The sequence below is a fragment of the Mycolicibacterium chlorophenolicum genome (assembly GCF_001044235.1).
Lineage (GTDB): Bacteria > Actinomycetota > Actinomycetes > Mycobacteriales > Mycobacteriaceae > Mycobacterium > Mycobacterium chlorophenolicum.
In genome coordinates, this window is sequence record NZ_JYNL01000004.1 from 15040 (window position 1) to 31593 (window position 16554).

Here is a 16554-nt window from a genome sequence, read left to right on the forward strand (position 1 = left end):
GTGGCCCTCCGGCTGGACCCACGCATCCTCTCGCCCCCCGGCGATGCCAGCGCATCCATCACCCGACTACCTACGGGAAATGCCACTGCCTCCACCCAGTCGTACCCTCGCTTCTCGGTCTCAGAACACCGTAAGAGCCTGTCGTCAATCCGCATCCACGCCGACGGGGATGCGCGCGAAGCCCGGTCATGGTCACAGTCGCGCATCGCTGCACGGAACTTTCCGCCGGAGCTTGTTGCCGGGCGAGTGAACCGACCGCGCTCTCATGGCGGTCACCGCCGGGAGCACCGCGATCTTCGCTTTCACGGCGTATTCCCAACAGCGCAGGACGGCGCGGGAGGTCAGCCGTCCGTTGAACGGATAACAGCCGACCGAGTCCCATATCCTCCGCATGTCGTCGAAGACGTCATCGACCGAGCGTGCCGAGCCGGCGCCGGTGATGTCGAAATCGGTCACCACGCGCTCGATCGTGATGGGTTCGTGCACCAACGCCGCGCGCAGCATGAACAGTTGATCGGCGGCGATCTCGAACTCGAGATCGTATCCACCTAGCTTCCTGACCACCGACGATCCGAAGAAGGATGCTTGATGGGGGATGGTCGCCTGGATCATCAGAAACTTGCGCATGTCGAAAGGCATGGGTGCCTGCAGTCCGACGCTGACGCCGTCCGGCCCGACCAGGTTCTCGATGCCGTAGCCCCACAGGTCCTTCACGGGGCCATGGTCGGCGATCGTCTGCACAACGTGGGCGAGTGAGTCCGCGTCGGAGAAACAATCACGAGAGTGCATGAACCACAGCAGATCCCCCGATGCATGGGCGATCCCCTGGTTCATCGCGTCGTATCTCCCGCCATCGGGCTCGGACTGCCAGTACCCCAGGCCGGACTCGATCTGGCACAGGTAGTCCACAACGTCGTCACCCGATCCCCCGTCGATCACGATGTGTTCGACGGGTCCAACGTAACGCTGGGCCCTGACGCTGTCGACGGTTCGTTTCAGACCTTCGAGATCATTCATGGTGATGGTGATCACCGAAACAGTCGGCGCAGAACTCATTGATCCGCCTCCCTCGAAGCTTTCCTCACCGAGGTTCGCGCCTTTCGCAGTGCGATCCGCAGAGTCGCCGACGATGCGAAGATCCATGCCCAGACCCCTGGTCGACCCCATCGGACACTCGCGACAACCGATCGAAAAACGCTCCGGAACGAGCCTGCTTCGAGGGCGGAACTGACGGGGCTGTAGAGAAAGTAGTCACCCCGCACGCGCTTGGATTCGTCAGCGAGTTCGCTTATTCCCCAGTCGATGTAGTCGGCGCTGCGATCCACCCCCGGACGAGACGTCGAGTTGGCCGTCACGTTGACCTCGACGAGGCAGTCAGGAAGCTGAAGAATGGGCAGATCGGGCAGTTCGTGCTGGACCTTCATCAACCACATCGGGTCGTCATGGATGGAGCCGGCCGACGCCGACAGAGGCACCGCGTCTGCAACTGTCTTGGGAAACATGAGTGTCGGAACAGCGAGCGAAGGTCGCGCTCGTCTCATGGAGACCAGTTGCATCAAGTAAGGAGCCACTCGTTCGTGCGGATCGATCAGCCTGCTCGGCATCGTCAGCGGCTTCTGACCGTCTGCCCGTCGCTCGTAACGACAGGAAACGATCCAACGGTCCCGACAATCGGGTGCTGCGGCGAGCTGCTTCTCGAGTTTGGCCTTCTTCCAGAGATCGTCATCGTCGAGGAGCGCGATGATGGTGCCGTTCGCAGAGTCGATCCCCAGCTGTCTGGCGCGCCCGGGACCCTCTCCTCCTGAAGTCCGTAGTACGCGGATTGCATCGGATTCCGGCAGGTCCGGTTCGCCGTCGGAGTCGACGACGACGATGACTTCCAGGGGTGGGACGGTCTGATTCAGCGCGGATTCGACCGCGGTGCGCAGACTCGCTCTGCCGACCGTGGGAATGATGACGCTCACCGTGGGCTCGAGACTCATCGGCCGACCTCCTTGACGTCTAAGTGTGACTGCGAGGGCATGTGCCTCGCTGCGAAGACAACCGCGAGTATGGCGAAGCCGGAAAGGAATCCGTAGGACCAGGGTGAGAAGAACAGATCCCAGACCGCCTGCAGTGACACGGTGATCACCAGCACGGACCAACGCCCATATCGCGAGGCGTTCCAGACCATGGCCAGCGCTGCGATGACCAGTCCCAGTGGAAGCAGCGCGGCGAACAGTCCACCTTCCGCCCATGAACCGAGCAACACCGAGTGGAGGGAAACGTCTCCGTTGGCGAAGTACCAGCCGCTCTCGATGGGCACGGCGGGATCGAAGCCAAGGGAGATCGCGAGTGACTTGGCGCGGTCGAAAACCTCTGCGCTGATGTTGTTCGCACTGGCCCAACCGAACCAGGGGCGGTCGAGGATGGCCGAGATCGACAGCGGCGACTCCGTTCGGCCGGCAAGTATCAGCGGGACACCCTCGGCGAGTTGAGCTTCCGTCTTCCGTTTGATCGCATCGCTGAGGAGTCCGTCGGCGGCCAGGCGCGGCACTATCGCATACATCGTCGTTGCTGATACTGCGACGAACGCGAGTTGTGCCCAACGGGGAACGCGGTTGGCGGCGAGCCATCCCACCAACGTGATCACGCTGGCGAGAGCGCAGTTCGTCGCCAGTGATCGGTAATCCGCGCTCAGACTGAATATTGCGATGAGCAGTAGCGACAGCGCTTGAAGCGGTAGGGGGACTTTGAGGAGAACCAGGCAGAACAGCAAGATGATGACGACCCACTGTCCCACACCGTATTTCCATACATCCGCCGTCGACCCGTAGAAGCCTGCGGATGCGCTACCGGGGAGGATGCTGTAGGCCGCTGCGCCGATCGCGATCCCGCAGTAGATCGAGAAGATGCGGAGGAGATCTCTACCGGCGAGGACCAGGAACCCCACGAAATAGAGTGCGAACGCCGCCCACTGCTGCACTCGTTGGTCAACAAGACTCAGATGGTTGATCTGGGCCGAGACGCAGAACGCGGCGAACCCGATCACAGCAAGGGCGAGAGGTAGCCACTGCCCGAGCGACGGGCGCGTCAAGAGCAATGCGGGCGCCAGAAGAAGACAAACCGGGGCCAGCATCGTCAGGGTGAAACCCTGGATCTGAACAGCCGATGTCGCACCCACTGCGATCAGCACCAGAACGGTGAGCGCTCGACGTGCGCTTGTTCGCCGCCTCTCGAACGACCCGCGCGAAGGTGCAGCGACGACGCCTGGGACGACGAAGCTCTCAGCGTCGTCGCCGACGATCGGCCTGCTTCTCGCAACCACCCCGTTCATTGCGGCAATCCGATTCCGGCGAGTATCGAGACAGCGCCACCTGCTCCGCCGAACTGAAGTGTGCGATGCCCCACCGGAGTAGCAGGCAAACTCCTTGAGCGCCTCATGCATTGATCGTAGTTCGCACAACTTCTGTACGAAATCACTTCGGCAAATTCAGTGTGCGCGCCGCGCTCATCGGGGGCGTTGACCGCAAAGGGTGATGATCCATCGATCGAATCGCGTATCTGAGATCGATCGAGCAAACCGTTGCAGATCAGCCGCTCGCCGGGCATCCTTGCTCGGAGACCACCTGTACCGCCCGATTCTCGGGTTGTCGATCGAAGGGGAGCCAGACGTTGAATGTCCTGAGGGGCCGACGCCCCGCACACGTCCTGCGATTGGCCGTGTTGGCCATCGTCGGGTTGGTCATCGTGATCGTCGGATGCCAGACGGTCACGCCGCCGGACTCTTTCGCCAGGCCGATGCCCTCGACCGCGGCTCTGCCGCCGGGCCTCGTCGGAGTGAACGCCGTCACGCTGACCGACTCCGCCACCCGAGACAGGCAGTTTGACCAGATTGCAGCCGACCGCTTCAGGGCGGTTCGGATTCAGATCGAATGGGATCTCATCGAACGGACGCCGGGGCAATTCGACTGGGGCGAAACGGATTCGCTTGTCAATGGTGCGGCCAGCCGAGGTCTGGCGGTCCTCGGAGTGCTGTCCTATGCGCCGTCCTGGGCAGTTCCCCCGCAATACCGGACCCTCGTCCACCCGGCGCCGGCCGATGCGGGGCCCTGGGCCGACTTCGTCGCACAAGCCGCCAAGCGCTACTCGAATGTCATTCGCAACTGGGAGATCTGGAACGAGCCGAACATCGACGACAGCTTCGCGCCGGGGCCCAATCTGGCTTTGTACTCGTCGATGCTCAAGGCGTCCTACCAGGCCATCAAGAGCGTCGATCCTCAATCGGTGGTGGTCACCGGCGGTACGTCTCCGGCGGTGGACAATCCCACGGAAATGTCGCCCGTCACCTTCGTCAAGGGCCTGTACGACAATGGCGCAGGTGACTTCTTCGATGCGGTCGCCATGCACCCGTACAGCACGCCCGAGCTCCTGACCACCGAAGGCACGTCGGATACCTCGAACTCGAACCGAGCGATCAAAGACGTCAGCGAACTGATGGCGAGTGAGGGCCAGGGTGGGAAGCAGATCTGGTTCACAGAGTTCGGTGCGTCGACCGCCACGCCCGGAGCTGTGGCTCCGGATCTTTCCGGTCAGCAGGTCGGCGTGTCCCCGCAGCGTCAGAGCGAGATCCTGACCAACGGGATAAATTACCTGCGGTCTCTTCAAAACGGGGGCCCCATCTTCCTCTTCGACTTCCGCGATGTCGAAACGGGAAGCCGCAACGTGGAATACAACTACGGTCTGGTCCAATCAGATTTCACAGCCAAGCCGGCGCTCGCAGCCGTCCAAGCCCTTCTCGGTTGATGGTGACGACGGTGTGACGACGAATGCTCGGCGACGGTCGTTTGACCTCATGCTGCGGGGAAGGTCCACCCTCAGCGTGGTCGTCGCGCTCTCCTTCCGCTCGAACCAACTTCCACCCTCCAGGCAATTGGATCTGATGAACTCGGCGGGAGACCCGCCATAGATGCCCGGGGCCGGATTCGCCTTCCTCGGCCGGCTCAGCATCGAGTTCGCGACCAGCAGCGAGTGGGGCGGCAGCACCGCACCCTTCAACACCAGGCAGTTGGTCAGGACTACGGAACGCTCACCGATGGTGACCCATCCTGCCGATTGCACGTTGAGCATGATGTCGATTTCGTGGCTGAGAATGGTTGTTCGCTGGCCGGCGATACCGGACATGTCGCCGATCGCAACTTTCCCGGAACAGTCGATGTTGTGTCGACTCGTGATGATCGCGCCGTCACCCATGACAAGACTTCCGACATCTGGGTGCAACGCCTGATACGCGGGATGCGCAGAGATCGTGTTGAGCGATCCAATCGTCGCTCCATCGCCCACTTTCAGCAGACGAAGACTCCGAAAGATGTTCAGTGGGCCGATCGTTGCGCGCTCACCGACGACGGCGCGGCCGACATTCACCGCCAGGAGTGGCCCGATACGGGCAGACGGAGCAATATCGTGGCCGAATATCCGCAAGAGCCTGTTCTTCAGCGTGCTGCTCGGCAGAAGCCAGACCAGCATCTCGATTCTCTTCTTCACAGACCAGCCTCCTTCTCAGCAGACGTCGGCCTGCGACTCGACGAACCAGGCGTACATCTTCTTCAGCCCGGCCTCGATCGTCAGCGTGGGCTGCCAACCGAGTGCCCTCAACTTGCTGCTGTCCATGATCTTGCGCGGTGTGCCGTCCGGCCGGGTCGCGTCGAACTCGACCTCGCCGTCGTATCCCACGACCACCTTCATCAACAGTGCCAGATCGCGGATCGAGATCTCCTGTCCCGAACCGACATTGACGATTCCACCGTCGTCGTAGTTGCGCAGGAGGAAGACGCAGGCATCAGCCAGGTCATCGGCGTCGACGAGTTCTCGCAGGGGCGATCCGCTCCCCCACACGACAACCTTCGGCTGACCCGACAGTTTCGCCTCGTGGAACCGGCGCATCAGGCCTGCGACAACGTGAGAATATTCCGGATGAAAGTTGTCCCCTATCCCGTACACGTTCGACGGCATCACCGCGAACGCGTTGAAGCCGTACTGCCGGGCATAGGCGTCACACATCGTGATGCCCGCGATCTTCGCGATTGCGTACGGCCGGTTCGTCTCCTCCAGGGGACCGGTGAGAAGGGCCTCCTCAGTGATCGGTTGTTCGGCGTACTTGGGATAGATGCAACTGGATCCGAGAAACATGAACTTCTGAGTTCCGTTGCGATATGCAGAGTCGATGACATTCGTCTGAATCATCAAATTCTCGCGAATGAAGTCTGCCCCCAGCGTTGCGTTGGCGATGATGCCGCCGACCTTCGCCGCGGCGAGCACCACGACATCGGGCCGCTCTGCAGCGAAGAATTCCTCCACCGCTGCCGCATCGTCCAAGGACAGCTCATCGTGTGAGCGAGTGATCACATGAGCGTTCTCCTCCTCGAGGAGACGACGCGTGATGGCTGATCCGACCATGCCGCGGTGGCCGGCGACGTAGATTTTAGGTCCGTTGTGCACGAGTGCCTCTCATTCGGTCGAATCAGGAAAGCTGGATTCGCGATTTGGTTGCAAGCAGGGTTGTCTCGGGGGGCACATCACCGGACACAACCACCGTTGCGCCGATGGTGGCGCCGTCTCCGATGCGGGTACCTCGCAGGACCGTCGCACGCGCCGCCACCCACACCGAATCACCGATGGTGATGGGACCGTTGTCGAATTCGAAAGTGGGACTGCGCCGGTCATGGCTTCCGGTACAGAGAAGCACTCCCTGCGATATGCAGGTGTTCGACCCTATGGTCACGTGTTCGAGGTTCAGAATCCACACCTCTTCGCCTATCCACGAGTTGTCTCCGACGTCCAGTTTCCAGGGCCAGTGGATCTTGACCTGATGTCGAATCAGCACTCCTGTACCAATTCTGGCGCCGAAGAGCCGCAGAGCCCTGATGCGAAGCGCGTTCGGGCACCACCACTTCATCAGGACTCCCCGGGCGATCAGCCAGAGAACTTGAACTCCGACGCTGCGGCCGCGCTCATACCCCCGGCCGGTGAAGCCACCGAGGGAGAAGCGGCGGCCCGGCTCCGAGATCGCGTCGTCGATCCGGGCGACGCCGATACAAGCCACCTCGTTCATCGGGAGCCTTTCGACGTTTCCTGCGGACGCTCGGGCGCCACGACTTTCGCCATCACCACGGCCAGGAGATGTGCCCTGGCCGCCTTGAATTCGCTGATGGCTCTGGCAACCTCCCCGCGATGTGTCCTCGACGTGTCTACCACCAGCAGATCGGCGTCGACGACCGCTGACAAGACGGAGGCAGCGCTACTGTCGTTCACGGATGCGGTCACGATCACCACGCGGTCGAACTCTTTGCGAAGATCGTCGACGAATGCGCTCATCGCCGCCGACGAGAGCAACGCCTCGATGGCATGCGTCCCCCCGTGAGGGACGCATACCAAATCGGGACGGACAGTGTTGTGGAGAACGTCGTCGAATCCTGATCGGCCGCTGAGCAGATCGGCCAGTCCCGGGCCGTCACCTTCTACACCGAACCACCTGGCATCCAGTGTCGAATCTGCGGCTATGAGTGCGGTGGTCCGTCCTGTCTCGGCGAAGGCGGCAGCGATACCCGCTCCCAGGGCGGCGGCTGCTCGACCAGAGGAAGCCGGCGCCACGAGGACGACCTGCGGCGCAGGGTCATGCGCGTCTATCTGCACCCGGAGGCGTCGGAGACCCTCTGACTCCTCAGGGCACGACGCGTCGAACAGGCTGTGCTGGGTGGAGGCCCCAGGATCGGGCATCACCAGAGGGCCTGCAGTGGGTGCACCCGTGAGCCGGCCGAGCTCCTCGGCCGAGCTGATCCGCCTCGATACGACAGGGATCAACGAAAGGCACAGCAGCCCGATCAGGAGGCCGCCGATGCACCCGTAGACAGCGTTCGTGACGACATTCGGGGAACTCGGCGACGAAGGTATCTGGGCGCGATTCACCACGGTGATCGTGGCGCGAGGCGTACTCTCTCCGACCGGCGTCTCCAGCGGACCGGCGTACTGGATGAACGCATCCGCCAGCGCGTTGGCGATATCCGTGGCGCGTTCCGGGGACGGATCGGTTGCGGACAGATCGAGGAGCACCGTTCGCGGCACGATGGCAGCGTCCACCTTCGACGACAGCTCGTCGGCCGACATCGGCAGATGCAGTCTGTCGACGACGCGCTTGGTCAATTGCTGACCAGTCATCATCTGTGCATACGACTCAACGCGCTGCTCGGAGAACTGGCCGCCGGAGTAGGCCTCAGACGAGCTGTTGCCCCCACCTGTGGCGGCAACGAACAGCCTGGTCGTCGCCGTGTATTCGCGCACGTCGTGAGTGCTCACCAGGTTCCCGACGAAGATCCCGACGAGGGCTGTGATCGCGAGAACCCACCACCTGCGTCGTATCGCGCTGACGATGGTCTGGAAATCCATCACTGTCTCCTACCTGAATCAGATGGTGAGAACGCTTGCCGGCCGGACGGCCCGACATCCCCGATGTCATCGACGGGCCTGCCACTGCGGTTCAGCCGGCCTCGTCGCTGTCCGGGAGCGCTATCGGCGACGAACACCACTCCCAGCACATTTCCGGCAGCGAGCATCAACTGCTGACATGCCGAACGCAGTTCGTCGAACTTGGTGTGGCGCGCCCGGGCGACCAGCACGACCGCATCGGCGTGGCGAACCAGTCGCACCGCATCGCTGAATTCGATCACCGCAGGGGTGTCCACGATCACCCAGTCGTACCTGTCGCGGAATGCCTCGAACATCCCGGCCGTCCCCGGATGATCGGCCGTCGCCCCCGGGTCCCCCTCTGTCGGACCGAACGGGATGACGGTGACACCCTGCCAATTAGCGGGAGCCACCGTCTGCACAGAGAATGACTGCTCGCGCTGCGACACGCCGTCGTACACGAGCCCGCTGACGGTCTGCGCGTTGTCCAGCCTGAAAACCGAGGCCATTCGGGAGCCTCGAGAATCGAAGTCGACCACCGCCACGGTCGAACCCCTGCTTGCCAGTGCCCGTGCCGCGGTCAAGGCGATGCCGGTCTTTCCTGCGCCTCGTTCAGCCGAGGTCACCATGACGACCTTCGATCCGAGTATCGCCAGCCGGTCGAGTGTGCGCCGAAGCTGCCGACCGGGTTCTCCGTCCCACGGTCGAGACTGCGGCAACTGCCACGGCACCGAAGAACGGAAGGTCGCCAGCACAGGAGTCTCCGTGGCTTCCGCGGCATCCTCGGGGCGACGAATCCTCCCGTCGAGGAGAGCAACCACCACCGCGGCGAATGCACCGCCGATCAGGCCGAGGACTGCTGCGGCACCGAGGATCAGCCAGCGCGGGAACATCCCGGCCCGCCCTTGAAAGGACGGTGCCTGTACGGGAATCAAGTCCACGCGTGGAGCCAATCCTGCCGACACCGTTTCCAGCGCGTTGATGCTTCGTCGAAGTTCCTCGATGTAGGCGTTACCTATCGCTTGAGCCTGCAGCGGGGTGTCGCCTGTCGTCGTCAATTGGAGCAGCACCGTGTCGTGAACCGGGGAGAGGTTGGCGTGGCCGATCATCTGCTCTGGATCGATGTCCATTCCGAGGTCGTCGATGACCCTCTTCGCGATCTCCGGACTTCTGCTCAAGGCAAAGTAGGTGTCGGCCCGCTTCCTGGCGTAGTCGTCTCCCTCGTAGAAGCTCCGCTCGTCGTCCCGTGGAGTCGTCACGAAAAGCACGGCCTTCGAGGCGTATTCGGGCGGCTTCGCAATGAAGAACAGGGCCGTTGCAAGAACCGACAACAGGGTGAACGCGACCGGGATCCGCCACCGGCGCCGGAGCACGAATACGTAATCAGTCAGGGTCGAGTTCATGATAATTGCGTGACCCCCTGCGCCTTCAGTGCTTTGGTGAGCAGTTCAGCGATCTTCTTCACTCCGGCAAAGGTGGGGTGGATCCCGTCGTCGCCCACGTATGGCGATGTGTCGATACCGACGAACCAGCCCAGCGCTCCAGGATCGATGAAATCGACGGCATCGAACTCACGATTGGAGCGGAGAACCGACCGGAACTCGTCGCCGATCGTCCCCCCGGCAAGAGATGGCGGCCTGATCACCGGCTCGTTGAGGAACCATGGTCCGATCACGACGATGCGGCTGTTCGGCCATGATTCGACGACCTGCTTCACGGTGTAGGCGAATATCGGATCGACGTCGGGGGTCGCGAACTGCATGTCGTTTCGGCCACCGTCGAGAACCACCACGTCTGCCCGGTACATTTCACGCAGACGAGGCAACCGTTCGACGAACGACGTCGAGGGCAGGGCGGGCTGGGTGACCTTGAGCCGGTGTCCCGGACCCCCGCTCAGGTAGCCCGTACCGCCCTCCGCAGCGATGTTGCATTCCCATCCCAGTGCGGTCGCCGTCAGGCAGCCGTAGCTCAGGTCCGGCGTCGTCGGGCCCAATGTGTAAGAGTCACCGATGAACAGGACAGCGGGAGCCACCCGACTCGGCAATGTAGGGGGAGCCGCCGTGTTCTGGAACGGTGACTCCTGTGGGCCGGCTGCAGAACTGTCGAGGATCACGTGAGGGACAGCGACGACAGCCGCAATCGACAGGACAGCGAGAAGAACCGTCGATCTACGAGGCATCGGGACGCGACCGCGGAACCTGGAGATCATGGGAGAACCGCCTTGCTCGTTTCGCGGATCTGCTCCATGAGAAGGGGTCTCAAGTGTTGCGCCAACACCGACTGTCCCTCGTCGGTCGGAGCGACATTGCGCCGCATCAAACCGTCGGCAGCGAGCCAATTCTGCCGAATCAGGGACACATAGGTGGTGTGAGTGGTGTTAGCAGCCTTCGCGATATCCGAATCGAGTGTCATGAAGACATCAGGCACCGGGTGCTGATGCCAGATGGGACCGAAAACGAAGAGTTCGGCGTCCGGAGCGCGTCTGCCGAGTTCGGTGAAGAGATCGACCGCCGATTGGGTGATCTGTTGATTGGGAAGCGCCACATCGCCGATACCACCGAAGACGACGATCACATCAGGCTTGGAAGCGAGTGCCTTGTCGACCTGGTCGGCGAAGCGTCCACTCTGCCCGGCACGGCCGGCGTAACTCGAATCAGCCACAGCGACATCGGAGATGCTGAGCGGTGATGCGGCGGCAACCAGCGATGGCCATGTCACGTCGTTGTCGGAGCCCGCACTGTACGAATCACCGATCACCGAGATGCGCAACGGTCCATCAGCAGGGACGGCCACCGATTCTGCGCCACGACTCGTGAGAACCACCGTCACGCTGGCCGTCGCTGCCACAAGCAGAAGCGCCAGCGCCACCGTCCCGAACGTGGATCTCCACGAGGAATGCCAAGACGTCATGGGAGCCGCCCCAGGTCGTGTGCCGCGGCAGCGTAGCTCATCTCCAACCGTTGGCCCACATATGACATACCGAGGTCGTGTTTGACGGCACTGCGCCCGCGTTCACCCATGGCGCGCGCGACATCGGGCGCGGAAAGCAGGTGGTTGACGGCCCGGGCGATACTCGGCGCACCCGGCTCGATGACCAGGCCGCAGTCGTATTTTCGGATCAGGGGCGCCAACCCGCACTGATCCGTCACAACGACGGGTAGGCCGACGGACATCGCTTCGAGTACTGCCATCGGATAGGGTTCCGGGCCCAGCGACGGCAACACGTAGATCGAAGCCTGCTGCATGCGTGCCGGCCCCGCTCCGCTCTCGACCGGGCCGACCCAGTTGATGTTGGGCGCCTGCGCGGCGGCCTCCTGGACCTTCCTGCCTTCGCCTTCGTCCGGCCCGATCAGGGTGTAATCCGCGGATACTCCCCGTGCGTTCAACTCCATTGCTGCGGTGACGAAGTCAACGGGACGCTTGCGCGAATGCAGACGGGACAGATACAGCACCTCCGGTACCCGCCGCGAGTGTGTCGCGGCCTGATACAGCGGTACGCCGTTCGGCAGCGGGGTGAGTCGAGCGTTCCCGCCGGCGATCTCATCGAGAGCGTCGCGCTCATCGGTTGTCAGGTAGAAGACTTCGTGCGCGTGGCACAGCAGCTTTCGAACAATCGTACGGTCGGTCAGCGGCGCGAGCGGATGTGCTCCCGGCAGGATCATGCCGTGGGTCTGGAGCACATACGGCAGTCTCGCCCGCATCATGGCCACAGCCATGGGTAAGAGGACGAGATCGCGCGCGAGATGGACGTGTGCCGCCTGGAATTGGCCGTGCGTCCGGAGAAACCATGTCAGGAGGCCGGGGGCAGAAAGACCTGCAAAGCCCACGCGGGGAACCAACCGCAGGGTGCGCCGGGCGACAAGTGGGTTTCCCTCTGCCCACTTAGGTCTCACGTCGAACCCTCGCTCGCCCGCCGCGAGTGTCACTGAATGACCACGGATGCGTAGTGCCGAGGCCTGATTGAGTGAGACCCGGACCGGTCCGCCGTACGCACCGTCGGGAGTGAGCAACGTGACCGCATGCAGTATTCGCATGCGATCCGAGCCGAACGTCCGCGTCTCCATGAGGATCGGTCCCTATTTCCGGCCGACTGACTGCGGCTTGTCCACCCATGGCGTGCCCGCACAACGCAGAGCATCGATATCGGCGTCCACCATGATCGCGGCGAGATCCGGAGTGCGCACCTCGGCTTTCCAATCGAGTACGCGCGCTGCCTTTGATGCATCGCCGATGAGCGCGTCGACCTCGGTGGGACGGACATACCCCTGGTCGAACCTCACGTGGTCCTGCCAATCGAGCCCTGCCCTCTCGAAGGCGATGCTCACGAAATCCCGGACGGTGTGGCCCTGGCCTGTCGCCAGTACGTAGTCATCCGGTTCGTCGACCTGCAACATCCGCCACATGCCGTCCACGTACTCCGGCGCGTAGCCCCAGTCACGGACTGCGTCGAGATTGCCCAGATAGAGGTCGTCCTGCAGGCCGGCTTTGATCCGCGCAACCGCCCGGGTGATCTTCCGGGTCACGAACGTCTCACCGCGGCGGGGTGATTCGTGATTGAACAATATTCCGTTCACCGCGAACATTCCGTAGGCCTCGCGGTAATTCTTGGTGATCCAGTAGGAGTACACCTTGGCGGCTCCATAAGGTGAACGCGGATAGAAGAATGTCGCCTCGTTCTGAGGGGGCGGTGACGCTCCGAACATCTCCGAACTCGACGCCTGATAGAACCGGCACTGCACTCCTGAGAGCCGGACCGCCTCCAACAACCGGATCGACCCCATGCCTGTCGTGTCGCCGGTGTGCTCCGGCTCGTCGAAGCTCACACGGACATGTGATTGCGCGCCGAGGTTGTACACCTCGTCAGGCGAGATCTGCGACAGCAGCGTCACCAACCGGGCCCCGTCCCTGAGATCGCCGTAGTGGAGGTGCAACCGGGCATCCGGATCGTGCGGGTCCACGTAGAGATGGTCGATCCGTGACGTGTTGAACGTCGACGATCGACGGATCAGGCCATGTACCTCGTAGCCCTTGTCGAGGAGCAGCTCGGCGAGGTACGACCCGTCCTGGCCGGTGATCCCTGTGATGACAGCCTTTTTCATGTCTTTTCTCATCTTTCGTTCCGAGAGTTCCTTGATGACCGTGCTGAGATTCCGCGCAGACGCTCCATGTCAAGGAGCCTGAGTCGAGGAGTCGGCGAGCGCTCTGGCGAACGTCACGAAGTGCTGTCGGCCGCGACGCTCGGAGAACTCCGCGTGCCAGAGCCGCCGAGCGTTGACGACGAGCCGGGCGCGCAAGACGTCGTTGGACCGGATCTCGCACAGGCCGCTGACGAGCTGTTCCGGATCGCCGTTCGGCACCAGTAACGCCGCGTCACGAGAGCTCAACAACGATCCGGTGATCCCGCCTTCGGCGACCGCGGCGATGATCGGTCGCGAAGCGGTTGTGTACGAGGTGAGCTTGCTGGGAAGCGACATCTCCCTGACCCCAGGACGTTCATGGACCAGCAGGACGTCTGCCGCTGCGAGGGTGAGTGGATAGTCGGCCTCGCAGACCGGATCGACGAACCGGACCCCGTCGAGGCCGCAGGCCTGCTCTTCCAGCGCTTGCCTCGTGTTGCCGTCCCCCACGAAGACGAACTCGAAAGCTCCCGGGTATCTCTCGGCCGCAACCCGTGCAGCGTCCAGGACGTGCTCCAAGCCTTGTTTCATCCCCATGTTCCCCGTGTGCACGACAGTGAGACGGCCGGTGTCACGCCAGCCCAGTGCGCGCCGGGCCGCCGCTGGAGCGAGGGCCACAGGAGTGACGTGCGAGAACAGTGGAACCTCGACGATCCGTTGGTCGTCCACTCCGGCCGCGACCAGAGCGGGTCTGAACCTCTCCGTGATCACGCCGATGCGGTCGGCGCGCCGCAGCACCGAATATTCAGCCGCAGCAATCAGATTCGCGACACGTCCGCCGGCACTTCCCGATTGGACGGCGGCCTTACCCACTTGGTCATGCACGATGGCGCCGTACGGACGCCGACGCCGGCCCACCATGCCCGCCACCGCAGCGCCGAGGAGCGGCGTCACGGCGATCACTATGTCGGCACTTGCGGCGGCGACAGCGGGAGCACTCAGCGCAGCGAAAGTCAGCTCCAGGCGCATCCGTCCGAGGAGGTCAGGATTCCGGGGAACCGCGTGGCGCAGTCGCACGATGCTGACCGAGCCGGCATCTGCTGCCGGGGGCGGCGATTCATGCCACCGCAGTCCCGACCGATACTGCGGGTCGACCACGCGCCACTGAGGATAGTGTGGAACGCCGGTGACGACCTTCACGGCCGCCCCGGCATCGGCAAGGGTGTCGACGAGCAACGAGTTGTAGGGCGCGCTGCCCGATGACTCCGGGCGGAAATGGCACGCGACCACGCACACCCGGAGACCGGACAGCGAGCCGGCGCTGGAATCGGCATCGTAGCGGGAGGCGGAGTCCACCACGCTCCTGTCAGCGAATCCGTCGACGCCACACGACTCCGGCGCCTCGGCGTGCATCACACTGGAGGACTTCATGAGTGATCCGCTCTCTGTCATGGCTCTAATACGCTCCGTGGCCTTGGAGCACCGTCCGCACTGTCCGCAGGATGATCACCAAGTCCTGGACATAGGACCAGTTGTCGACGTAGAAGTGATCCAGGCGAATACGCTCCTCGGCAGATACATCAGACCTCCCCGACACCTGCCACAGACCGGTGATTCCTGGCTTGACGAGACCCCGGCGTTCGATGAAGTACTCAACAGAGGACCCCTCGCCCGGAACCAGCGGTCGCGGCCCGACGATGCTCATCGAGCCGGCGAGAACGTTGAAAAGTTGGGGGATCTCGTCGATGCTCGTCTTGCGGAGCCACCGGCCGATCGGTGTGATGCGCGAGTCCGTAGCCGACTTGTAGAAGACGCAGTCCGACTGTCCAGAGACGATCCGCTCCGTATCCAGTTGGGTCTCGGACTCCGGCTTCATGGTCCTGAACTTGACGATCCGGAACGGGACACCGTTGTAACCGACGCGTTCCTGGCAGAAGAACACCGGGCCACCGTCATGCCACTTGATCGCCACCGCGGCCAATATCATTGCGGGACTGAGCAGGAACAACGCGATGGTTCCCAGGACAAGGTCGAAGAACCGCTTGTGATAATGCAACGCTCCGTCGTGGCGAGGTCGTGCCACATGGAAGAGCGGCATATTGTCGATAGGGCGGATCTTGAGCCGGGGACCGACGATGTCGACCATGCCCGGCATGACGATCAGGTCGGTCCCCAGCGAGTCGAGTTGCCAGGTCAAGGTCCGCATGTGCTCGTGGCCGAGATGTTCCGCAGACGTGACGGCGAGTGCGTCGGCGTTGGTGAGGCGCACCACCTCCGCGACGGAGTGCTGGTTACCCAGCACCGGAACAGGCCCGGTCCGTGTGTCGATCTCGAAACCGACTTCACCCTGGTAGTCGGGCAAACAGGCACCGACCACCCGATAGCCGGCATGGCTACACCGATTGAAGGTGTTGCAGAGTGCGATCACCGAACGAGGCTTCCCGAGCACGACAACCTGGCTCGTGAATGCACCGCGCGATCTCTTGTTGGCGAGATCGCGTCTCAAGAGGTGCCTGCCCGCCAGCAATCCCACCAGCCCGACCGGGAGCGCGATGGCCAGGTAGCCTCGGACCAATCCGAGCTGGAGCAGCAGATCCGCGACAGCGATGATGCCGAAAGCCCAGGCGGTAGCGGTGACGACGCGGCGGTACTCCTCCGAGCCGATTCCGGTCAGCGAAAGATCCCATGACTCCTGGAGTCCGAGGGCCGCGAGCCAGATGACCGCGAGGATGATCGAGCATGCGGTCACGTATCGCCAGCTGTCGCCCATCGCGGGACTGTTCAGCTCGGGAAGACCGAACCGTGCGAACTGCGCGATCGTCACGGCCACCACCACAGCAACGGCGTCCGTCACGACCACGTGCCTCCGGTGCAACTTCTTCCATTGACACGCACGTGCTTTGGCTTCTGTGACCTGCTTCATCACCCGATCGGCGGACTCCGACCGGGAACCGATGCTCGATCGGAATCGGCGAACGAGGGGGGGTGCAGTCATGCT

General features: G+C 62.9%; 15 protein-coding genes. 1 reads left to right on the forward strand and 14 read right to left on the reverse strand.

The genetic code is table 11. The features are described from left to right. Positions 1 to 192: 192 nt before the first annotated feature. Genes MCHLDSM_RS01695 through MCHLDSM_RS38005 form a run of 3 tightly spaced genes read right to left on the reverse strand, consistent with a single transcriptional unit; the run spans position 193 to position 3316 of the window. Positions 193 to 1056: a glycosyltransferase family 2 protein gene (locus tag MCHLDSM_RS01695; protein WP_082168663.1), complete on the reverse strand. Its 864-nt coding sequence runs from the start codon at positions 1054 to 1056 to the stop codon at positions 193 to 195. After that, positions 1053 to 1982 carry a glycosyltransferase family 2 protein gene (locus MCHLDSM_RS38000; RefSeq protein ID WP_048468605.1) on the reverse strand — a complete coding sequence of 310 codons (930 nt, stop codon included), beginning with the start codon at positions 1980 to 1982 and terminating at the stop codon, positions 1053 to 1055. Before MCHLDSM_RS38000 ends, MCHLDSM_RS01695 begins: the two co-directional genes overlap by 4 nt. Further along, on the reverse strand, positions 1979 to 3316 hold the full coding sequence (locus MCHLDSM_RS38005) for a hypothetical protein (protein WP_053082821.1): 1338 nt from the start codon (positions 3314 to 3316) through the stop codon (positions 1979 to 1981). Before MCHLDSM_RS38005 ends, MCHLDSM_RS38000 begins: the two co-directional genes overlap by 4 nt. Positions 3317 to 3702: 386 nt before the next feature. Here MCHLDSM_RS38005 and MCHLDSM_RS01710 point away from each other — a divergent pair, with 386 nt between their 5' ends. Next, entirely contained in the window at positions 3703 to 4785 is a 1083-nt protein-coding gene (locus tag MCHLDSM_RS01710; RefSeq protein ID WP_060937568.1) for a cellulase family glycosylhydrolase, read from the forward strand. Here MCHLDSM_RS01710 and MCHLDSM_RS37615 read toward each other — a convergent pair. From MCHLDSM_RS37615 to MCHLDSM_RS01765, 11 genes are all read right to left on the reverse strand, one after another. After that, complete coding sequence (locus tag MCHLDSM_RS37615; protein WP_131722575.1) at positions 4732 to 5523, reverse strand: LbetaH domain-containing protein; 792 nt, start codon at positions 5521 to 5523, stop codon at positions 4732 to 4734. The genes MCHLDSM_RS01710 and MCHLDSM_RS37615 overlap by 54 nt on opposite strands. A gap of 15 nt (positions 5524 to 5538) precedes the next feature. Further along, entirely contained in the window at positions 5539 to 6477 is a 939-nt protein-coding gene (locus MCHLDSM_RS01720) for a GDP-L-fucose synthase family protein (protein ID WP_082168653.1), read from the reverse strand. Positions 6478 to 6499: 22 nt separating this feature from the next. Beyond that, positions 6500 to 7090 carry a DapH/DapD/GlmU-related protein gene (locus MCHLDSM_RS01725; RefSeq protein ID WP_082168654.1) on the reverse strand — a complete coding sequence of 197 codons (591 nt, stop codon included), beginning with the start codon at positions 7088 to 7090 and terminating at the stop codon, positions 6500 to 6502. Further along, positions 7087 to 8421: a Wzz/FepE/Etk N-terminal domain-containing protein gene (locus tag MCHLDSM_RS01730; RefSeq protein WP_048468607.1), complete on the reverse strand. Its 1335-nt coding sequence runs from the start codon at positions 8419 to 8421 to the stop codon at positions 7087 to 7089. Before MCHLDSM_RS01730 ends, MCHLDSM_RS01725 begins: the two co-directional genes overlap by 4 nt. Next, complete coding sequence (locus MCHLDSM_RS01735) at positions 8421 to 9842, reverse strand: tyrosine-protein kinase domain-containing protein (RefSeq protein ID WP_048468608.1); 1422 nt, start codon at positions 9840 to 9842, stop codon at positions 8421 to 8423. Before MCHLDSM_RS01735 ends, MCHLDSM_RS01730 begins: the two co-directional genes overlap by 1 nt. Continuing rightward, a complete protein-coding gene (locus MCHLDSM_RS01740; protein ID WP_082168655.1) occupies positions 9839 to 10648 on the reverse strand; it encodes an SGNH/GDSL hydrolase family protein in 810 nt (269 codons plus the stop codon). The genes MCHLDSM_RS01735 and MCHLDSM_RS01740 overlap by 4 nt, the downstream gene beginning before the upstream one ends. Beyond that, positions 10645 to 11307 (reverse strand): SGNH/GDSL hydrolase family protein, encoded by a 663-nt coding sequence (locus MCHLDSM_RS01745; RefSeq protein ID WP_048468609.1) that lies wholly within the window; start codon positions 11305 to 11307, stop codon positions 10645 to 10647. The genes MCHLDSM_RS01740 and MCHLDSM_RS01745 overlap by 4 nt, the downstream gene beginning before the upstream one ends. Positions 11308 to 11345: 38 nt before the next feature. Further along, entirely contained in the window at positions 11346 to 12503 is a 1158-nt protein-coding gene (locus MCHLDSM_RS01750; RefSeq protein ID WP_322788648.1) for a glycosyltransferase, read from the reverse strand. A gap of 12 nt (positions 12504 to 12515) precedes the next feature. Further along, the gene (gene gmd, locus MCHLDSM_RS01755) at positions 12516 to 13538 is read right to left on the reverse strand and encodes a GDP-mannose 4,6-dehydratase (RefSeq protein WP_048468610.1); all 1023 of its coding nucleotides are present in this window, start codon (positions 13536 to 13538) and stop codon (positions 12516 to 12518) included. A gap of 69 nt (positions 13539 to 13607) precedes the next feature. Beyond that, positions 13608 to 15008, reverse strand: coding sequence for a glycosyltransferase family 4 protein (locus MCHLDSM_RS01760; protein WP_109788722.1), 1401 nt, complete (start codon positions 15006 to 15008; stop codon positions 13608 to 13610). A gap of 4 nt (positions 15009 to 15012) precedes the next feature. Next, positions 15013 to 16410, reverse strand: coding sequence for a sugar transferase (locus MCHLDSM_RS01765; RefSeq protein WP_158023715.1), 1398 nt, complete (start codon positions 16408 to 16410; stop codon positions 15013 to 15015). Between the last annotated feature and the right edge of the window lie 144 nt (positions 16411 to 16554).

Excerpts from the sequence above, each read along its gene's own strand:
- MCHLDSM_RS01750 (WP_322788648.1), bottom strand. The coding sequence starts at position 12,503 with ATGGAGACGCGGACGTTCGGCTCGGATCGCATGCGAATACTGCATGCG.
- gmd (WP_048468610.1), bottom strand. The coding sequence starts at position 13,538 with ATGAAAAAGGCTGTCATCACAGGGATCACCGGCCAGGACGGGTCGTAC.
- MCHLDSM_RS01695 (WP_082168663.1), bottom strand. The coding sequence starts at position 1,056 with ATGAGTTCTGCGCCGACTGTTTCGGTGATCACCATCACCATGAATGAT.
- MCHLDSM_RS38000 (WP_048468605.1), bottom strand. The coding sequence starts at position 1,982 with ATGAGTCTCGAGCCCACGGTGAGCGTCATCATTCCCACGGTCGGCAGA.
- MCHLDSM_RS01760 (WP_109788722.1), bottom strand. The coding sequence starts at position 15,008 with ATGACAGAGAGCGGATCACTCATGAAGTCCTCCAGTGTGATGCACGCC.
- MCHLDSM_RS01725 (WP_082168654.1), bottom strand. The coding sequence starts at position 7,090 with ATGAACGAGGTGGCTTGTATCGGCGTCGCCCGGATCGACGACGCGATC.
- MCHLDSM_RS38005 (WP_053082821.1), bottom strand. The coding sequence starts at position 3,316 with ATGAACGGGGTGGTTGCGAGAAGCAGGCCGATCGTCGGCGACGACGCT.
- MCHLDSM_RS01740 (WP_082168655.1), bottom strand. The coding sequence starts at position 10,648 with ATGATCTCCAGGTTCCGCGGTCGCGTCCCGATGCCTCGTAGATCGACG.
- MCHLDSM_RS01735 (WP_048468608.1), bottom strand. The coding sequence starts at position 9,842 with ATGAACTCGACCCTGACTGATTACGTATTCGTGCTCCGGCGCCGGTGG.
- MCHLDSM_RS01730 (WP_048468607.1), bottom strand. The coding sequence starts at position 8,421 with ATGGATTTCCAGACCATCGTCAGCGCGATACGACGCAGGTGGTGGGTT.